We start from the raw sequence: 17262 nt of genomic DNA on the forward strand, positions 1-17262 counted from the left end.
GCACATGCGATTCGTATTCGTCCACGGCGGATTTCACGCCGCCTGGTGCTGGGAACGCACCATGGCGGAGCTGGAGCGCATCGGCCACAGCGCTATCGCCATCGACCTGCCCGGACACGGCGCCCGGCTCGGCGAGGAGTCGACGCTGGCCAACCGGCGCGAGGCCGTCACCGAGGTGCTACAGCCCGGCGACGTCCTGGTGGGACACTCCGGCGGCGGCTTCGATGCGACGCTGGGCGCCGACAGCGCACCGGACCTGGTGCGCCACATCGTCTATCTCGCCGCGGCGCTGCCCCGGGAGGGACGCAGCTACACCGATGCGATGACGATGGGCAGCGACGGAGCCGAGTTCTTCGACACCGCGGCCGGCGACATGCTGTCCCACCTGCACTTCGCCGACGACGGCGCGATGACCTTCGCCGACATCGACGGTGCGCGGCAATACTTCTACCACGATTGCGACGACGACACGCTGCGATGGGCGTTCGAACGGCTGGGCCCGGAACGTTTCGGCGACACCACGGTCGCCCCGGTTTCGGTGCCGAACTTCTGGGCGGCCGATATTCCGCGCAGCTTCATTCGCTGTGAGCAGGACCGCGCCTATCCGCGCTGGCTGGCCGACCTGGTATGCCGCCGACTCGGAGTCGAGCCGCTGACGATCGACGCCTCGCACTCGCCCTTTCTGAGCCGCCCCGCCGAGCTCGCCGAACTGCTGGTGCACGCCACCACGACCCGGCCGGTCGGCCCACTGATCCCGGACTGAGGAGTCGACGTTGCCGATCGAGCGTAAGACCGTCACCGTGGACGGCCTGAGCACCTCCTACCTCGAAGCCGGGGATCCGGCCGCCCCGGCGGTGGTGCTGCTGCACGGCGGAGAATTCGGCGCGGGCGCCGAAATCGGTTGGGAGCGCAACATCACCACCCTGGCGCAGCGGCACCGGGTGTTGGCCCCGGACCTGCTCGGCTTCGGCGAGTCGGCCAAGGTCATCGACTTCAACGACGGCCGCGGCATGCGGATTCGCCACGTCGCGCGGTTCTGCGCCCAGCTGGGTGTCGAGTCAGCCGATTTCGTGGGCAACTCGATGGGCGCGATCATGCTGCTCGTCGACACCACCTCGGACGCGCCGCTGCTGCCGGTACGCCGGCTGGTCGCCATCTGCGGCGGCGGCGAGATCCAGCAGAACGAACACATGGCCGCGCTCTACGACTATGACGCGACGCTGCCCGCGATGCGCCGGATCGTGGCGGCACTGTTCCACGACCCGGCCTATCCCGCCGACGAGGAGTATGTGCGACGGCGCTATGAGTCGAGCACTGCGCCCGGAGCGTGGGAGGCCATCGCGGCGGCCAGGTTCCGCCGGCCGGGTGCCGAGCCCCCGCCACCGGCGTCGAGCAGCCGTGCCTATGAACGCATCTCGGTGCCGGCGCTGGTGGTCGAGGGCGGCAGCGACAAGCTGCTGCCGTCCGGCTGGGCGTCGCAGATCGCCGATCAGATCCCCGCCGGCCGATCGGTCGTCGTCGATGCCGCGGGGCACTGTCCGCAGATCGAGCAGGCCGAGCAGGTCAACCGGCTACTGCTGGACTTCTGTTCCGGCGACTGATCAACTCCGCCATCTCCTCGACCAACCGCGAGCCTGTAGTTGGCGCGTGAAACTGCGAGTAGTGGGCACGCCAACTACAGGCCCGGGGGGAGGGGAAGGGAAATCAGCAGGCGTCGGGCCGCGTCGGGGGATTGGTGAACCAGAGGTTTTCCTCGCGCAGCCCCCGGCTGCGCCAGCCGTCGGCGGCGCGAACGAGGTCGTGGTGGTAGTAGCCGCCGCAGTAGCTGAGCTCGGCCATCCCCGGTAGCTGCATCGGGTTGTAGAACATCGCCCGCACCTGCGCGGAATCCCCGGCGTAGTCAAGTATCTCGATGTTGCTGATGTAATGCATCGACATCGGGATCGCGGTGAAGCCGGCGGCCAGCCAGTCGGCCACCTCGTCGCGGGTGCCGCAGATGGCCCCGGCCGACGAGTAATCGATGACGGCGTCATCGGTGAACACCGACCGGTACAGCGCCCAGTCCTTGGTGTCGACCGCGCGGGCGTAGCGGTACAACAGCGCAGCGATCTCCAGCCGGTCGTCGGCCGGGAACGTCATTCCGGCATCCCGATCGTCTTGATGTGCAGGTATTCGGTGAAGCCCTGGGCGCCGTTGCGATACCCCAGGCCGCTCTGCCTGGTGCCGCCGAACGGGCTGTCGATACCGAAGTGGCTCTTGCCGTTGATGCTGACGTTGCCGGTGCGCATCCGGGTCGCCACCGCCATCGCCCGGTCCATGTCGGCGCTGCTGACCTCGCCGGACAGGCCGTAGATCGAGTTGTTGGCGATCGCGACCGCATCGTCGTCGGTGTCGTAGGGGGTGACGGTGAGCACCGGGCCGAAGATCTCCTCCTGGGCGATCTGGCTGTCCGGGTCGACGTCGGCCAGCAGGGTCGGCTGCACGTAATAGCCGGTGGCCAGGTGCTCCGGGACGCCGCCCCCGGTGACCAGCCGCGCGCCCGAGTCCAGGCCGGAGGCGATCAGGCCCAGCACCTTGCGTCGCTGGGTCTCGCTGATCTGCGGGCCCTGCATGTTGCCCGGGGTCCACGGATCGCCCATCGGGAAGTTCTCCATCGACGCCTGGAGCACCGCAAGACCTTCGTCGTAGCGGCTGCGGGGCAACAGGATCCGCGACGGCAGCACACAGCTCTGGCCCGACATCACACAGGCCATCATGGCCGCCAGCGGCAGCGCGGAGTTGAAGTCGGCGTCGTCGAGCACGATGTGCGCCGACTTGCCGCCGAGTTCCAGCAGCGTCTTCTTCACCGTGGGTGCTGCGGCCGCCAGGATGGCGCGGCCGGTGGCCGTGGAACCGGTGAAGGTGATCATGTCGACCCGCGGGTCGGCCGACAATGCCGCGCCGACCTCGTTGGCGTTCGAGGTGACGACGTTGAACACCCCGGCCGGGATGTCCGTCTTTTCGGCGACGATCCGGCCCAGCTCGCTTCCGGACCACGGCGTGAGCTGCGCCGGCTTGAGCACCACGGTGTTACCGGCCATCAACGCCGGCACGGTCTCGGCGATGTTGAGATACAGCGGCACATTCCACGGCGTGATCGCACCGACCACGCCCTGCGGTTCGTAGTGCAGCTTGCGCCGTGCCGGGCCCAGCGGTGTGTCGTGCAGGCCGGTGTCCACCAGGTATTCGAACGCCCGGCCGTGATCCGCCCAGTGCTTCACCTCCGCGATCGGGGACTCGATCTGGCTGCCGGTGACCGTGACCGGGCATCCCACCTCGGTGATCAGGATCCGGCGCAGCCGTTCCTTGTCGGCCTCCAGTGCAGCGTGCAGCTGCATCAGGCAGTGGTGTCGGAACTCCAGATCGCGGGACCAGTCACTGGTGTCGAATGCGCGCCGGGCAGCGCCGACCGCGCGTTCCATGTCGTCGACGGTGCCGTCGGTGGCGGTTCCGGCCACCTGTTCACTGGCAGGGTGCACGACGTCGAACGTCGCCCCGCTGTTGGTTCCCACCAACTCACCGTCGACGAGCATCCGGGCCTCGCCGGCCAACACACCCGAATCATCTTGTACCGCAGTCATCGCAGATCCTTCCGTATGCGCGGTAACGCTACTCTATTAACGTAGAGCGTAGGAAGAGCCGACGCCGGCGACGATCCCCGAAATGAGCGCGTCCAGTTCCGCGGCGCTGCGAATACTGCGGTCACCGCTGGCGAACGCCTGCATCACGCCGCTGATGAACATCATCACCACGTAGGCCTGCCGGTCGGCCAGTGCTCGGTCCGGCTTGTCCTGTAGCCGCAGCACCACGTCGACGATCAGGGCGCGGAACCGGTCACCGTAGCTGCGGAGGGCCTCGTCGAGCAGTGGGTCCCGGCCGGCCTGCAACGCGAGTTCGTAGCGGGCCTTGGTGCGGATCAGCCTCGTGCCGGTCGCCGTGCGCATCACCAGGGTGGCCAGCCCGGACGGTTCGTCCGCGGTGAGTCCGGCCGGCGATTGCGCCCGAGTCGCCGCGATCAGGTCCTTGAGATCCAGCTCGGAGACCCGGACCGCGACCGCCTGCAGCAGTGCCGACCGGGTGCGGAAGTAGAACGACGTGGTTCCATCGGGGACACCGGCTTTGCGGTCCACCTTGAGATGGCTGACCCCCTTGACCCCGTCGTCGGCGAGTAGCCGGATGGCGGTATCGCAGAGCTCGCGCCGGCGTTGATCTGGATTGGGCTTGCGTCGCATGGTGCTGCCGAGTCTAGTCCGCAATGTCTCTACTGTTGTAGAGTCAGCGGCGATATGAAGCTAATATTCAACCTTCCCCACATGCTGCGGCTCAAAGCCATGATGCAACCGTGGGAGGCCGACGTCACCGGAGCCGACCAAACCCGGATGGCCAAGTGCGCCGACGAGTGGGGCTACGACATGATCGCCGTCCCCGAGCACTTCGTGATCCCCACCGAGCACGTGGAACTGTCCGGGCCGCACTATTTCCAGTCGACGGCCGCCCAGGCATATCTCGCCGGTGCGACCAACCGGATCATGCTGAACTCGTGCGTCACCGTGCTGCCACTGCACCAGCCGATCGTGCTCGCCAAGGCGCTCGCCACCGCGGACTGGCTCAGCGGCGGCCGCATGATGGTCACCTTCGGGGTGGGCTGGCTCCAGCGTGAGTTCGAACTACTCGGCGTGCCGTTCGCTGAACGCGGGCGCATCGCCGATGAGTATCTGGCGGCGATCATCGAGTTGTGGACCAGTGAGTCGCCGCGGTTCGAGGGCCGCTATGTCTTTTTCGACGAGGTGGCGTTCGAGCCGAAGCCGGTGCGCAAACCCCATCTGCCGGTCTGGATCGGTGGCGATGCAGATGCGGCGCTACGGCGTGCGGCGAAGTACGCCTCGGGGTGGTGGAGTTTCCTGACGCCGCCGGAGCAGATCGCGCAGCGCGTGGACTTCATCAAGTCCCAGCCGGAATATGACGGGCGTCCCTTCGAGGTGGTGCACGGCATGGCGACCACGCGGGTCGGGGAGGGCCACGTTGCGCGCAACGACCCGAACGCGCGATCAGGGATGAGCGGTCAGCAGATCATCGATCGGCTGAGCTGGCTCGCCGAGCAGGGCGTGACGGTCAGTGCCGTGCCACTGCCCTCGGTGCGCGACGTTGATGAGTACCTCGACTACGCGCAGTGGGTGATCGAGGAGATCAAGCCGAAAGTCCCCTGATCGTAACGGCGCTCAGCCACCACGCGGCGCAACGATATTGGCGACCACCATGCGCAGAAACGGCCGGAACACCGCTTGGTCGTCGAGCAGGCTGTTCAGCGTGACGCCGTCGTTGGCCGCCAGGATGACACGCGCGAGTTCCAGCGCGGGCATGGCGAGCTCACCGCCCAGCCGCGCGGCGCCTTTGGTGATGTAGTCGGCCAGGGCCTGCGCGGTCTCCTCGCGCTGGGCCGCGACACGCTCGCGGGCATCGGGATTGCGCAGCAGGAACAACGTGAACTCGTAGCCCAGCATCGAACGGTCGGGCCCCTCTTTGGTGATGAGCTGGCGCCAGCGCTCGGCGAGCTCGTCGATGTCGAGTTCGTCGAGTCGGTGGAAGGTGGCGATGACGTCGGCGAACCCGTCGAGGAACTGCTGGCGTTGCCGTTCGATCACCGCGAGGAACAGCTCGGCCTTGCTGCCGAAGTGCGAGTAGATGGCGCCCCGGGTGTAGCCGGCCGCATCCGCGATGTCCTCCAGCGCGGCTCCGTCGAACCCGCGCCGCGCGAAGATCTGCTCGGCGGCGTCCAACAGCAGGTTTCGGGTGTGTTCGAGGCGGCGTTGCATGGTCCAGCGTTCAGCCATCTGTCGATCCTTCCACGGACAACGGAGAGCGGCCGGGCTACTTTCAAACACTCTTGTATTAAATATACAACCATGTATAGGCGTGATGCCAGTCACGCGATAGGAGGCCACTGTGCAGACAACGCTCCCGGGCAGCTGGGTCGACAACGCCACATCGCTCGATGACATCGGTCCTGACCGGTACCGGATGCAGATCCCGACCGAGCGCTACACCAGCGCGGAATTCGCTGCGGTGGAACGTGAATCGATCTGGCTGAAGACCTGGCAGGTGGCCGGGCGGGTCGAGGAACTCGCCAAGACCGGCGATTGGAAGCAGTACCGGATCTCCGACCAGTCGTTCATCGTGGTGCGCGGCAAGGACGACAAAATCCGCGGCTTCGTCAATGCCTGCCGTCATCGCGGCAACCTGCTCTGCCCGGAGGCGCGCGGCAACACCAAGCGCAACTTCTTGTGCAACTACCACCTGTGGTCCTACGACCTGCAGGGCAAGCTCACCGGCATGCTGCGTGAAGATCTGGCCGGACCGATCGACAAGGACACCCACGGCCTGATCGAAGTCCCGGTGGACACCTTCGCCGGCTTCATCTTCCTCAACCCGGACCCGCAGGCCGCGCCGCTGTCGGAGTTCATCGGTGACGAGATCGCCACCATGCTCGCCCCATACCACCTCGACGAGATGGTCACCGTGATGGACGTGACCGAGCGCATCGACTGCAACTGGAAGGTCGTCATGGACGCCTTTCAGGAGGGCTACCACATCAACGGCATCCACCCGCAACTGCTGCGGGTCATCAACATCGACCCGGCAACCACCCGGTACCGGTTCTTCGACCGGCACAGCGTTGCCGTCGCCCCATTCGACGTCGTGGGTGCTACCCCGGCGGATCAGGTCGAAGGAACCATGGCGCTGCCCGACACCTTCCCGTCGACGGCCGCCGTGCTGCCGCGGTTCAAAGAGCTGGTGGCACAGTACGAATCGCCGGACGGTGCACTGACCTTCCCCGAGGGGGTCACCGCCCGGACCCTGCTGCAGCAGGCGACGCGCGACACCCTGACCGGTATGGGGCTCGACGTCAGCGGACTGACCGACGCCCAGATGAGCGACAGTCACGGCTGGGTGCTGTTCCCCAACTTCTTCATGACGATTCGTGCCGGTGAATGCCACATCATCATGGCGTTGCCGGACCCGGACGGCGATCCGCATCGCTGCGTCTGGCACGTGGCCAGCTACATGTACCTGCCCGAGGAGTACAAAGCGTCGTTCGTCGCAGAACCCGTCGTGGTCGACGAGCCGGGAAGCTACAAGTACTTCGAGGCCCTGCAACAGGACTACGACCAGATGCCGCGCCAGCAGGCCGGGTTGCGCAACAGCATGCTCACCTACATGGCACTGGTCAAGGAGGAAGTGGTGATAGCGCACTTCCACTCGGTCGTCGACAACTGCATCGCGGCCATGTGCGGGAACTCAAACCACCGAAGCGAAGGGTGAACAGCATGGATATCCGGGAACGTATCGAGCACCACCGCCGGATGGCCGAGGCGTACCGCAACGCCTATCTGCGCCAAGGGGTTCAGGACGGTGAGAGCTACGAGGCGTGGACCTTCGCCGACGACGGCGTGTACGTCTCACCGTACTTCACCGGCGATCAGGTCTTCTTACTCAAGGAGTTTCCCGCCGACACCGCGCAGGCCGCCACGATGGAGGCCAAGGCCTACTCGCTGACCTTTCCCGACTGGAAACCGGCCAGCTTCAACTACTGGCCCGCCGACAACGGGTTCGTGATGAAGACCCGGTGGCAGGGCACCACCAAAGACGGCAAGACCATGGGCTTCTACTCCTACAGCTTCGTCGAGACCAACGACAACGGCGAGGTGTCGCGCTGGGAGACCCACGTCAACGACGAGTACAGCCCGTTCCTGGAGGTCGCGATCGGAGTCAGCGGTCCGTTCCACGGCACCACCGAGTATGTGGACGCGCTGCACCGCTGCCTGGAGAAGGCGGGCGTCTCCATCTGACCGAATACCGTTGCGAGAAAAGAGTTGCGATGAAGGACGTTGACGAGGTCATCGACGGCCATAGCGGGCGGGCGCACACCGTGCTGTTGTACACCCAGACGGTCAAACGACTGGCCGACGCCGCCAAGGCGCCGGGCTTCACCGCCGATGACTGGTCCCCGCTGGCGGCGCTGGTCGACACCGCAGCCTTCGAGCGGGTCGGCAATTTCAAAGAGGTCATGAACTGGACGGAGTACCTCGGGTTCTTGTCGAACTGGGCGCCGTCGTCGAGCTGGGAGGCCTCGTTCAAACGGGTGAGCGAGGTCGACGGTGTGGTGTTCCTCGAACTCGAGGAGCGCAGCGAGATCGGTGAGTTCACGTCGGTGGTGAACTCGCTGTCGGTCTACGAGTTCGCCGATGACGGAAAGATCTCCCGCATCGACTTGTATCTGCAGATGGCACTACCGAACATGGAGATGCTGGACAGCTACCAGGCAGTGGAGATATCCGAGTGACCATCACCGGCCGAACCGACATCGACGCGGTCGACTTCTTCACCGATAACGCGGTGCTGCATGATCCGTACGCCTATCTCGCACAGCTGCGAGACGAATGCCCGCTGCGCCGGGAACCGCACCACGGCGTGGTGATGGTGACCGGCTACGACGAAGGCGTGGTCATCTACAACGACACCGAACGGTTCTCGGCGTGTGTGTCGGTGACCGGGCCGTTCCCGGGTTTCCCGGTCCCACTGGAGGGGGCGGACGTCTCGCCGCTGATCGAGAAGTATCGCGACGAATTGCCGTTCAGTGACCAACTACCCACCTTCGACCCCCCGAAGCACACCGCGCACCGGGAGCTGCTCGCCCGGATGATCACGCCCAAGCGACTGAAGGAGAATCAGGAGTTCATCTGGCGGCTGGCCGACCAGCAGTACGACGAGGTGCTGGCGGGCGGATCATGTGAATTCATCGGTGATTTCGCCAACCCGTTCGCGATGCTGGTGATTGCGGATCTGCTCGGTGTCCCCGAATCCGATCACGACGAGTTTCGCGCGGCACTGCTCAAGGGTGCCACCGGGACCATCGGGAGCAGTTCCGGTGATGCGATGACCCACACGCCACTGGAGTACCTCTACGGCAAGTTCACCGAGTACATCTGCGACCGACGCGCCGAACCGCGCGGTGATGTGCTGACCGGTGTGGCCTCGGCGACCTTTCCCGACGGCAGCACGCCGGAGGTGATCGACGCCGTCCGGGTGGCGGCCAACCTGTTCGCCGCCGGCCAGGAGACCACCGTGCGGCTGTTGTCGACGGCGGTCATGATCATCGCCGAAGACCAAGCGCTGCAACGGCGACTGCGCGACAACCGCGATCTGCTGCCGCGGTTCATCGAGGAATGCCTGCGCTATGAGAGCCCGGTGCGCGGCGACTTCCGGATGGCCCGGGTGCCGGTCACCGTGGGCGGCGTCGACCTCCCGGCCGGCACCATCGTGATGCTGGTCAACGCGGCGATGAACCGGGATCCTCGCAAGTTCGACGACCCGGAGGCCTTCGACGCCGAGCGCGACAACGCGCGCAATCACGTGGCCTTCGGTCGCGGTCCGCACAGCTGCCCCGGTGCCCCGCTGGCGCGCACCGAGGCGCTGGTCAGCCTCCAGCGCTTGCTTGACCGCACCTGCGAAATCTGGATAGACGAGGAGGTACATGGTCCGCCCGGGCAGCGCAGGTACCGGTACCTGCCGACCTTCATCCTGCGCGGGCTGACCAGACTGCACATCCGGTTCACGCCCTGACCGCCGGGCCCGAGGCTCGCCATTTAATTCAGTCGCTTGACTGAGCGGGGTGAAACGGGTTGAGTCGAACCGCTGCGGTGTTCCGGTCTGGTGAAGGGTTGTGGATGGTCAACGAGCTGGCGGGCAAGACGGCGATCGTCACCGGGGGAGCGTCGGGGCTGGGTCGCGGAATCGCCGAGCGCTTCCTCGCCGAAGGAGCCCGGGTGGTCCTCGCCGACCTGGATCCCGAGCGCGGCGCGGCGCTCGCCGGTGAACTCGGCGCTGACACCGTCTTCCGGGTCGCCGACGTCGCCGACCCGCAACAGGTCAGCGACCTGGTGGACGCCGCCGTCGAGACGTTCGGCGGACTCGACATCATGGTCAACAACGCCGGCGTCTCGGGCACCATGCACAACCGATTCCTCGACGACGACCTGGCTGACTTCCACCGCATCATGGCGATCAATGTGCTCGGCGTGATGGCCGGAACCCGCGATGCCGCCCGGCGGATGTCCAAGGCCGGCGGGGGATCGATCATCAACCTGACCTCGATCGGCGGCATCCAAGCCGGCGGCGGGGTGATGACCTACCGCGCGTCGAAGGCCGCCGTCATACAGTTCACCAAGTCCGCCGCGATCGAATTGGCGTATTACGACATCCGGGTCAATGCCATCGCGCCCGGCAACATTCCGACGCCGTTCGTGGCGTCGTCGGCCGCCGCGGGGCTGGACCGGGAAGCCATCGAACGGTACGAGGCGGGCATCCGCGAGACGATGCGCGCTGATCGCCCACTGAAGCGGGAGGGTACCGCGGCCGACGTGGCCGAAGCCGCGCTGTACCTCGCCGGTGAACGATCCCGCTACGTGACCGGCATCGTGCTGCCGGTCGACGGCGGCACGGTGGCCGGAAAGGCCATCCGGCGGCGCAGCGACCAAAAACGTTAAATCAATCGCTTGACTTAATTGTCTGGACGGGGTTGACTGGCGCCGTGACCACCGCTGATCGGGCCGTGCGGGCTGAGCGGGCCAACAGCACGCGGGAGGCGATCCTGACCGCCGCGGAACGGCTGTTCGCCGACCACGGGGTGTTCGCCGTCTCCAACCGGCAGGTCAGCGAGGCCGCCGGACAGGGCAACAACGCCGCCGTCGGCTACCACTTCGGCACCAAGACCGACCTGGTGCGCGAGATCGAACGCCGGCACCGGGCCCCCGTCGAGCGGTTGCGCGAACAGCTGGTCGCCGCTGCCGCCGATTCCACCGAACTGCGCGACTGGGTGTCCTGCCTGGTTCGGCCGCTAACCGACCACCTTGCCGCGCTGGGTAACCCGACCTGGTACGCGCGGTTCGCCGCACAGGTGATGGCCGATCCGGCCTACCACGACATCGTCGTGAAGGACGCGCTCAGTTCGCCGTCGCTGGTGCAGGTCATCGACGGCATCAACCGTTGCCTGCCGGACCTTCCGGTGCCGGTCCGCCAGGGCCGCAACGTGATGGCCCGAAACCTGTTGATGCACACCTGCGCCGACCATGAACGTGCGCTGGCGTCGGGTTCGTCGGCGTCCATCAGCTGGGCGGAGGCCGGGTCCGGCCTCATCGACGCGATCGTGGGGTTGTGGCTGGCGCCGGTCACCGGAGTGCAGGGAGGTTCGCCATGAAAGTCACCGCCGACCAGAACATCTGCGCGTCCTCGGGGCAGTGCGCCGCACTGGCACCCCGGGTGTTCGACCAGCGTGATGAGGACGGCGTCGTCGTCCTGCTCGATGAGAACCCGCCCGACGAATTGGCCGACGCCGTTCGTCAGGCGGTCGCAGTGTGTCCGTCCCGAGCAATCAAGATCGTTGAGGAGTAGAGCGTGACCGACGCAACCACCATGGCGGCCACCGAAACGCCGGAGTACCCGATGAGTCGGGACGGCCGGTGCCCGTTCGCCCCGCCGCCGGAGACTATGGCGCTGGCTGCGCAGGCCCCGCTGAGCCGGGTGCGGATCTGGGACGGCAGCACGCCGTGGCTGATCACCGGCTACGAGGCGGTGCGCACGCTGTTCTCCGATCCCCGGGTCAGCGTCGACGACCACCAGCCGGGCTTTCCGCACTGGAACGAGATGATGCGCGCCAGCGTCGACCACCGGCCCAAGTCGGTGTTCACCACCGATGGCGCCGAACACATCCGCTACCGGCGGATCCTGTCCCCGGCCCTGACCATGAAACGCGTCGACGCGCTGACCCCGGTGGCGCAACGGATCACCGACGAACACCTGGACGCCATCCTGGCCGGCCCGCAACCGGCCGACCTGATCGAGGGATTCGCGCTGCCGATTCCCTCCCTGGTGATCAGCGAACTGCTCGGTGTTCCCTACCAGGACCACGAATTCTTCCAGCAGCACGCCACCATGGGGGTGGACCGCAACGCCACCTCCGACGACCTCGCTGAGGGTGCCACCGAACTGTCGAAGTACCTGGTCCGGCTGCTGGAGACCAGGATGGCCGAGCCGGCCGACGACATGGTCTCCGCCCTGGGCAAGCGCGTGAAAGACGGGGAGCTATCGATACGCGAGGCCACCCAGCTCGGTACCGGAATGCTGATCGCCGGCCATGAGACCACGGCCAACATGATCGGCCTGGGCATCGTGGCCCTGCTGCATGAGGCCGACAAGATCGACGAGCGCACCGCGGTGTTCCGCGGTGACGACGACGCCGCGATCGCCAATGCGGTCGAGGAACTGCTGCGCTACCTGTCGATCATCCACACCGGCCAGCGCCGGGTCGCCTTGGAGGACATCGAGATCGGCGGTGAGACCATCCGCGCCGGAGAGGGCATCATCATCGACCTGGCGCCGGCCAACTGGGACCCCGCCGTCTTCCCCGAGCCCGAGCTGCTCGACTTGGCCCGGCCGGCCCGCCAGCACATGGCCTTCGGGTTCGGCCCGCACCAGTGCGTGGGCCAGCAGCTGGCGCGCGCCGAGATGGTGATCGCCTTCCGCACGCTGTTCCGCCGCATACCGACGCTGCGGCTCGCGGTGAGCGTCGATGAGATCCCGTTCAAGAATGACCGCCTCGCCTACGGCGTCTACGAACTCCCCGTCACCTGGTAACCGCCCGATTGGAGTGGATTGACATGTCCAGCACAACTACTCGAGACGCCACGTTCTATCCCCCCGGTGGCTACGGGGCGCCCAAGGACCGCCGCGGGCAGGCCGGACGCGATGTCGGCCTGCCGGCCGGGACCGAGGTGTTCTCCGCCGACAACCACATCTCGATAGCCGACGACATCTTCTATCAGCGCTTTCCCGAGGACCTGCGCGACAAGGCACCCCGGATCTGGTATGAGGACGGCGCCTACATGGTCGGGCGCAAGGGTCAGACTTTCCTGCCGGGCGACTTCTCGGCGGTGCTGATGCAGTACGACGACCTGGCCGGCGCCGCCAGCAGCAATATCGAGGCCCGGATCCAGGAGCTGGCCAGCGACGGTGTCGACAAGGAGCTGGCGTTCCCCAATGCGGTGCTGGCGCTGTTTCACTTCCCCGACAAGGAACTGCGGGAGCGTGTCTTCCGCATCTACAACGAGCACATGGCCGAGCTGCAGGAGCGCTCCGGCGGCCGCTTCTACGGGGTCGGCCTGATCAACTGGTGGGATCCGGTCGGCACCCGGCGCAACCTGGAAGAGCTGAAATCGCTGGGCCTCAAGACGTTTCTGTTGCCGCTGAACCCAGGCAAGGACGACGACGGCAATGTCATCGACTACTCCAGCGCGACGATGCGCCCGGTGTGGGATGAGATCGAGGCGGCCGGGTTGCCGGTGACCCACCACATCGGCGAGACCCCGCCGAAAACCCCGTGTGAGGTCAACAGTGTCGTCGTCGGCATGATGATCAATGTCGACTCGTTCCGGGAGATGTTCTCCAAGTACATCTTCGGCGGGATCCTCGACCAGAACCCCGGCCTGCGGGTCGGCTGGTTCGAAGGGGGCATCGCCTGGGTGCCCTCGGCGTTGCAGGACGCCGAACATCTGCTCGCCTCTTATCAGCACATGTTCAACCACCAGTTGGAGCATCCGATCCGGCACTACTGGAACACCAACATGAGCGCGTCGTTCATGGTCGATCCGCTGGGCCTGCGGCTCATCGACGAGATCGGGGTGGACAAGGTGATGTGGTCGTCGGACTACCCGCACAACGAGAGCACCTTCGGCTACTCGGAGAAGTCACTGACCAGCGTGGTCAACGCGTTGGGACCCGAGGATGCTGCAAAAGTGGTGAGCACCAACATCAAGAAGTTTCTGGGGGTCTGATGGGGCCGGCTGCGGCAACGCTGCCGGCCGCGGCCGGCAGCGTTGAGATCGCAGATGTCCCGGACCGCGCCCGATTACGTCGAGAGACCGGCGCCCGGTTGCGCGCGGCGATGACCGAACGCGGAATCGACGCCCTGGTGCTGCTGGGCAACGACGCCGTCACCTACGCGACCGGAACCAGCCGGCGGCTCGGCGACGCCGGACTGTCCCACGTGGACCGACCGGTAGCGGTGGTCCTCGCCGATGACCCCCACCCGCATCTGTTCCTGCCGTTCCACCGAGGCGGTTCGGAGAACCCGGAGCTGCCGGCCGATCACCTGCACGGGCCGGTGTACCTCGAATTCGATGAAGGGGTAGCGCAGTTCGCCAAGGAGATCGCCGAACTCATTCCGGCTGGCTCCGCAATCGGCGTCGACGAGTGCACCGGTGCCATGCGTCGCGCTCAGCAGCACCTCTTTCCCGGCCGACGGCCGATCGATGCGATACAGGTGGTCTCCGACGCCAAGTTGATCAAGACCGCCGATGAGCTGTCCTACATCCGCTCCGCCTGCCGGATCACCGAGCAGGCGATGGCCGCCGCGCAGGCGATGCTGGCGCCCGGCGCCCGCCAACTCGACCTGTCCGCGCACTTCCTGCGGCGGGCGTTCGAATTGGGCGCGGACGCCAGCATGTTCGAACCGATCTGGCAAGTGATGCCGGCCAGCAGGTCCGCCGGGGTGTGGACCACCCACGGTGAGCTGGCGCTGCCACTGCTGGCCACCGGGCGTGAGCTGACCGCCGGCGACGTGCTGTGGAGCCAGGTCTCGATCAGCTGTGGCGGGTACTGCTCAGAACTCGGACGCACCTGGATCGCCGGATCCGAACCGACGTCACGCCAGCGTGCCCAGTTCCGGAGGTGGCGGGAGATCATCTCGGCCATGCAGGAAGTGATCCGCGCGGGCTGCAATGCCGCCGAGCTGGCCCGGGCGGCCACCGCCGCCAACGCCGGCGTGCGGCCGTGGCTGCCGCACGGTTGCCTCGGCCACGGCATCGGCGTGACCGATACCGAGATGCCCAAGATCGGCACCGACCTGGGTGCAGAGTTCGACCGCAATTTCGTCTTCGAGCCGGGCATGGTGCTGGTGCTGGAGCCGATCGTGTGGGAGGACGGCACCGGTGGTTACCGCGGCGAAGAGGTCGTGGTGATCACCGAGGACGGCTTCATCTCGCTGACCGACTACCCGTTTGCGCCCTATGAGCACTGACGTTCTGCCCGACGTCGCCGGGCTGCGCTGCGGGCGGCGGGAGCGTGCGCTGGCCCAGATGGCCGCCCATGACCTCGACGTGCTGGTACTGGGCCGCCAGGCCAATGTCCGCTATGTCACCGGCGCGCCGCAGCGCTGGATGGCCGGCACCCGGCCGTTCTCGCCCAACTGCGTGCTGGTGCGCGCAACGGGCGCCATCCACCTGCTGAGCAGCTGGGACGACGGTGTCCCCGACGACATCCCGCACGACAATCTCTACGAGATCTCGTGCAATCCAACGAATATCATTGCCGCGCTGGCGCATATCGAGGGCGCTCTCACCGCGCGTCGGGTCGGAACCGACGCGATCTCACCGCTGTTCGCCCAGCTGCTGCCGCTGGCCTTCCCCAAAGCTGAACTCGTCGACGGTGAACCGGCTATGCGGGCGGCCCGGGCGATCAAGACGCCCGACGAGCTGACCGCGCTGCGCAGCGCCATCGCCGTCGCGGAGTCGGCGCTGGCCGCAACGGTGGACGCACTGCAGCCCGGGGTTGGTGAGGCGGCCCTGGCCGGGGCGATGATGCAGGCGATGGCCGGGGCTGGGGGCACTCCGGCGAACCAGGACGTCGCCTGGGTGACCTCACGCGACCAGCCGTGGCGACGGGCAGTGGGCGATGGGCGGGTCGGGCCCGGGGACCTGGTGGGAATCTCGGCCGCCGTGGTTGCCGGCGGCTACCTCGGTGAGGTGGGACGCACCCATGTCGCCGGCGGCCCGCCGGACGGCCACGCCGCAGCGCTGTATCGGCGATGGGACGCGTTGTGGCAGCGGCTATCCGGCGCCTGCCGCCCGGGCGCGGCCGGCAGCGAGCTGCTGAACGCCTACGCCGCGGCGGGCGAGGCGCTGCCGCCGGTGCCGGTGGCTCACGGGCTCGGCATGGGTTTCGACCCGCCGGTGGTCTCGGCGCGGCTGCCGCAGACCGCCGGCGCCGAACGGCTCGAACCGGGAATGGTGCTGGCCGTCACCGGGTATGTGTTCGAGCCCGGTGTCGGCGCGGTGTTCGGGCGCGAGGCGGTTCTGATCACCGAAGATGGCCACAAAGTTTTGACCACCAGTCCGTTCAGCTGAAGGAGCACAACACCAATGTCAGACACGCGCACGGACTCGGGCCGGCCGTCCGCCGAGGAGATCATCCGCTACCACAAGGACCCGGCCACCAAGATCGCCACCATCACTTTCGACCGGCCGGAATATCTCAATGCGCCAACATCGTCCGCGCGGCTGCGGTATGCGGACCTGCTGCGCGGCGCCAGCGTCGACAACGACGTCAAGGTGGTGGTGATCCGTGGTGTCGGAGACAACTTGGGCAGCGGTGCCGACCTGCCGGAGTTCATGGAAGGTGTCGATGAGCCCGAGAAGCGGTTGGCGGAACTGCGCTTGGAGGGCACCGACGTCAACTATCCGCCGAAGGGGACTTTCCGTAACGGCGCGACAATCAGCGCCTGGTACGCCAACGTGCAGGCCGGCAACCGGCCGCTGCAGGAGCTCAAGAAGATCAGCATCGTCGAGGCCAAGGGCTACTGCTACGGCTGGCACTTCTACCAGGCCGCCGACGCCGATCTGGTGATCTCCTCCGACGACGCCCTGTTCGGCCACCCGTCGTTCCGCTACTACGGGTGGGGGCCGCGGATGTGGACGTGGGTGCAGATGATGGGGCTGCGCAAGTTCTCCGAGATGGTCTTCACCGGAAGGCCTTTCACCGCCGCCGACATGGAGAAGTGCAACTTCCTCAACAAGGTGGTCTCGCGCGATCAGCTCGAGGCCGAGGTCGACAAGTATGCGCTGGCGTGCGCTCGCAACCGCCCCGTCGACACGGTGTTCATGCAGAAGATGTTCTTCGAGGTCTACAAGCAGCACCAGGGCGAGTACATGGGCAGCCTGCTGTCGGCGTTCTTCGAGTCGATGGGCTCCGGGGTGGCCCCCGACGCGGGAGACCTGATGCTCGATGAGGCCATCGAGTCCGGCCTGTCCGGAGCGGTCAAGGACAACGACTCGAGGTTCCCGCCCGACTTCAGGTTGAGCAAGTCCAGTCGCAGCAAGGACAGTTGAGGTCGTC

Annotated in this window: 19 protein-coding genes; 15 read left to right on the plus strand and 4 right to left on the minus strand. The window is 66.6% G+C overall.

From position 1 onward, the window contains the following. Positions 1 to 4: 4 nt before the first annotated feature. Both G6N19_RS13020 and G6N19_RS13025 read left to right on the plus strand, forming a co-directional pair. A complete protein-coding gene (locus G6N19_RS13020; protein WP_013830377.1) occupies positions 5 to 763 on the plus strand; it encodes an alpha/beta fold hydrolase in 759 nt (252 codons plus the stop codon). A 10-nt stretch (positions 764 to 773) separates the two neighbouring features. Next, the gene (locus G6N19_RS13025) at positions 774 to 1601 is read left to right on the plus strand and encodes an alpha/beta fold hydrolase (protein ID WP_013830376.1); all 828 of its coding nucleotides are present in this window, start codon (positions 774 to 776) and stop codon (positions 1599 to 1601) included. Positions 1602 to 1704: 103 nt separating this feature from the next. Here the strand turns inward: G6N19_RS13025 and G6N19_RS13030 are convergent, their stop codons facing one another. The 3 genes from G6N19_RS13030 to G6N19_RS13040 are packed head-to-tail and all read right to left on the minus strand — an operon-like array spanning position 1705 to position 4271. Then, the gene (locus G6N19_RS13030; protein ID WP_013830375.1) at positions 1705 to 2139 is read right to left on the minus strand and encodes a nuclear transport factor 2 family protein; all 435 of its coding nucleotides are present in this window, start codon (positions 2137 to 2139) and stop codon (positions 1705 to 1707) included. Then, the gene (locus G6N19_RS13035) at positions 2136 to 3620 is read right to left on the minus strand and encodes an aldehyde dehydrogenase family protein (RefSeq protein WP_041318713.1); all 1485 of its coding nucleotides are present in this window, start codon (positions 3618 to 3620) and stop codon (positions 2136 to 2138) included. The genes G6N19_RS13030 and G6N19_RS13035 overlap by 4 nt, the downstream gene beginning before the upstream one ends. Positions 3621 to 3656: 36 nt before the next feature. Continuing rightward, complete coding sequence (locus G6N19_RS13040) at positions 3657 to 4271, minus strand: TetR/AcrR family transcriptional regulator (RefSeq protein ID WP_013830373.1); 615 nt, start codon at positions 4269 to 4271, stop codon at positions 3657 to 3659. A gap of 54 nt (positions 4272 to 4325) precedes the next feature. Here G6N19_RS13040 and G6N19_RS13045 point away from each other — a divergent pair, with 54 nt between their 5' ends. Continuing rightward, positions 4326 to 5246 carry a TIGR03619 family F420-dependent LLM class oxidoreductase gene (locus G6N19_RS13045; protein WP_041318710.1) on the plus strand — a complete coding sequence of 307 codons (921 nt, stop codon included), beginning with the start codon at positions 4326 to 4328 and terminating at the stop codon, positions 5244 to 5246. 12 nt (positions 5247 to 5258) lie between these two features. Here the strand turns inward: G6N19_RS13045 and G6N19_RS13050 are convergent, their stop codons facing one another. Then, positions 5259 to 5870, minus strand: coding sequence for a TetR/AcrR family transcriptional regulator (locus G6N19_RS13050; RefSeq protein ID WP_013830371.1), 612 nt, complete (start codon positions 5868 to 5870; stop codon positions 5259 to 5261). A 112-nt stretch (positions 5871 to 5982) separates the two neighbouring features. Here G6N19_RS13050 and G6N19_RS13055 point away from each other — a divergent pair, with 112 nt between their 5' ends. The 12 genes from G6N19_RS13055 (at position 5983) to G6N19_RS13110 (ending at position 17255) form a co-directional block, all read left to right on the plus strand. Continuing rightward, complete coding sequence (locus G6N19_RS13055) at positions 5983 to 7359, plus strand: aromatic ring-hydroxylating oxygenase subunit alpha (protein WP_013830370.1); 1377 nt, start codon at positions 5983 to 5985, stop codon at positions 7357 to 7359. Between the two features lie 5 nt (positions 7360 to 7364). Continuing rightward, positions 7365 to 7886: a hypothetical protein gene (locus G6N19_RS13060; protein ID WP_193465064.1), complete on the plus strand. Its 522-nt coding sequence runs from the start codon at positions 7365 to 7367 to the stop codon at positions 7884 to 7886. A 29-nt stretch (positions 7887 to 7915) separates the two neighbouring features. Further along, entirely contained in the window at positions 7916 to 8380 is a 465-nt protein-coding gene (locus G6N19_RS13065; protein WP_013830368.1) for a hypothetical protein, read from the plus strand. Beyond that, entirely contained in the window at positions 8377 to 9660 is a 1284-nt protein-coding gene (locus G6N19_RS13070) for a cytochrome P450 (protein ID WP_013830367.1), read from the plus strand. Before G6N19_RS13065 ends, G6N19_RS13070 begins: the two co-directional genes overlap by 4 nt. Before the next feature lie 104 nt (positions 9661 to 9764). Beyond that, positions 9765 to 10583 carry an SDR family NAD(P)-dependent oxidoreductase gene (locus tag G6N19_RS13075; protein ID WP_013830366.1) on the plus strand — a complete coding sequence of 273 codons (819 nt, stop codon included), beginning with the start codon at positions 9765 to 9767 and terminating at the stop codon, positions 10581 to 10583. Between the two features lie 44 nt (positions 10584 to 10627). Next, entirely contained in the window at positions 10628 to 11293 is a 666-nt protein-coding gene (locus tag G6N19_RS13080) for a TetR family transcriptional regulator (RefSeq protein WP_112683941.1), read from the plus strand. Continuing rightward, entirely contained in the window at positions 11290 to 11487 is a 198-nt protein-coding gene (locus G6N19_RS13085; protein ID WP_013830364.1) for a ferredoxin, read from the plus strand. Before G6N19_RS13080 ends, G6N19_RS13085 begins: the two co-directional genes overlap by 4 nt. 21 nt (positions 11488 to 11508) lie before the next feature. Further along, entirely contained in the window at positions 11509 to 12729 is a 1221-nt protein-coding gene (locus G6N19_RS13090; RefSeq protein ID WP_049793057.1) for a cytochrome P450, read from the plus strand. A gap of 23 nt (positions 12730 to 12752) precedes the next feature. Then, positions 12753 to 13925 carry an amidohydrolase family protein gene (locus G6N19_RS13095; RefSeq protein ID WP_013830362.1) on the plus strand — a complete coding sequence of 391 codons (1173 nt, stop codon included), beginning with the start codon at positions 12753 to 12755 and terminating at the stop codon, positions 13923 to 13925. Next, the gene (locus tag G6N19_RS13100; RefSeq protein ID WP_013830361.1) at positions 13925 to 15169 is read left to right on the plus strand and encodes a M24 family metallopeptidase; all 1245 of its coding nucleotides are present in this window, start codon (positions 13925 to 13927) and stop codon (positions 15167 to 15169) included. The genes G6N19_RS13095 and G6N19_RS13100 overlap by 1 nt, the downstream gene beginning before the upstream one ends. Beyond that, the gene (locus G6N19_RS13105; protein WP_013830360.1) at positions 15159 to 16274 is read left to right on the plus strand and encodes a M24 family metallopeptidase; all 1116 of its coding nucleotides are present in this window, start codon (positions 15159 to 15161) and stop codon (positions 16272 to 16274) included. Before G6N19_RS13100 ends, G6N19_RS13105 begins: the two co-directional genes overlap by 11 nt. Before the next feature lie 15 nt (positions 16275 to 16289). Beyond that, positions 16290 to 17255 (plus strand): enoyl-CoA hydratase/isomerase family protein, encoded by a 966-nt coding sequence (locus tag G6N19_RS13110; RefSeq protein WP_013830359.1) that lies wholly within the window; start codon positions 16290 to 16292, stop codon positions 17253 to 17255. The last annotated feature ends 7 nt before the right edge of the window (positions 17256 to 17262 follow it).

This window comes from Mycobacterium novum (assembly GCF_010726505.1).
Lineage (GTDB): Bacteria > Actinomycetota > Actinomycetes > Mycobacteriales > Mycobacteriaceae > Mycobacterium > Mycobacterium algericum.

Bases quoted from the DNA above. Each gene is read 5' to 3' on its own strand.
- G6N19_RS13020 (WP_013830377.1), top strand. From the start codon at position 5: ATGCGATTCGTATTCGTCCACGGCGGATTTCACGCCGCCTGGTGCTGG.
- G6N19_RS13030 (WP_013830375.1), bottom strand. From the start codon at position 2,139: ATGACGTTCCCGGCCGACGACCGGCTGGAGATCGCTGCGCTGTTGTAC.
- G6N19_RS13035 (WP_041318713.1), bottom strand. From the start codon at position 3,620: ATGACTGCGGTACAAGATGATTCGGGTGTGTTGGCCGGCGAGGCCCGG.
- G6N19_RS13040 (WP_013830373.1), bottom strand. From the start codon at position 4,271: ATGCGACGCAAGCCCAATCCAGATCAACGCCGGCGCGAGCTCTGCGAT.
- G6N19_RS13045 (WP_041318710.1), top strand. From the start codon at position 4,326: ATGAAGCTAATATTCAACCTTCCCCACATGCTGCGGCTCAAAGCCATG.
- G6N19_RS13050 (WP_013830371.1), bottom strand. From the start codon at position 5,870: ATGGCTGAACGCTGGACCATGCAACGCCGCCTCGAACACACCCGAAAC.
- G6N19_RS13060 (WP_193465064.1), top strand. From the start codon at position 7,365: ATGGATATCCGGGAACGTATCGAGCACCACCGCCGGATGGCCGAGGCG.
- G6N19_RS13065 (WP_013830368.1), top strand. From the start codon at position 7,916: ATGAAGGACGTTGACGAGGTCATCGACGGCCATAGCGGGCGGGCGCAC.
- G6N19_RS13075 (WP_013830366.1), top strand. From the start codon at position 9,765: ATGGTCAACGAGCTGGCGGGCAAGACGGCGATCGTCACCGGGGGAGCG.
- G6N19_RS13085 (WP_013830364.1), top strand. From the start codon at position 11,290: ATGAAAGTCACCGCCGACCAGAACATCTGCGCGTCCTCGGGGCAGTGC.
- G6N19_RS13090 (WP_049793057.1), top strand. From the start codon at position 11,509: ATGGCGGCCACCGAAACGCCGGAGTACCCGATGAGTCGGGACGGCCGG.
- G6N19_RS13095 (WP_013830362.1), top strand. From the start codon at position 12,753: ATGTCCAGCACAACTACTCGAGACGCCACGTTCTATCCCCCCGGTGGC.
- G6N19_RS13100 (WP_013830361.1), top strand. From the start codon at position 13,925: ATGGGGCCGGCTGCGGCAACGCTGCCGGCCGCGGCCGGCAGCGTTGAG.
- G6N19_RS13105 (WP_013830360.1), top strand. From the start codon at position 15,159: ATGAGCACTGACGTTCTGCCCGACGTCGCCGGGCTGCGCTGCGGGCGG.
- G6N19_RS13110 (WP_013830359.1), top strand. From the start codon at position 16,290: ATGTCAGACACGCGCACGGACTCGGGCCGGCCGTCCGCCGAGGAGATC.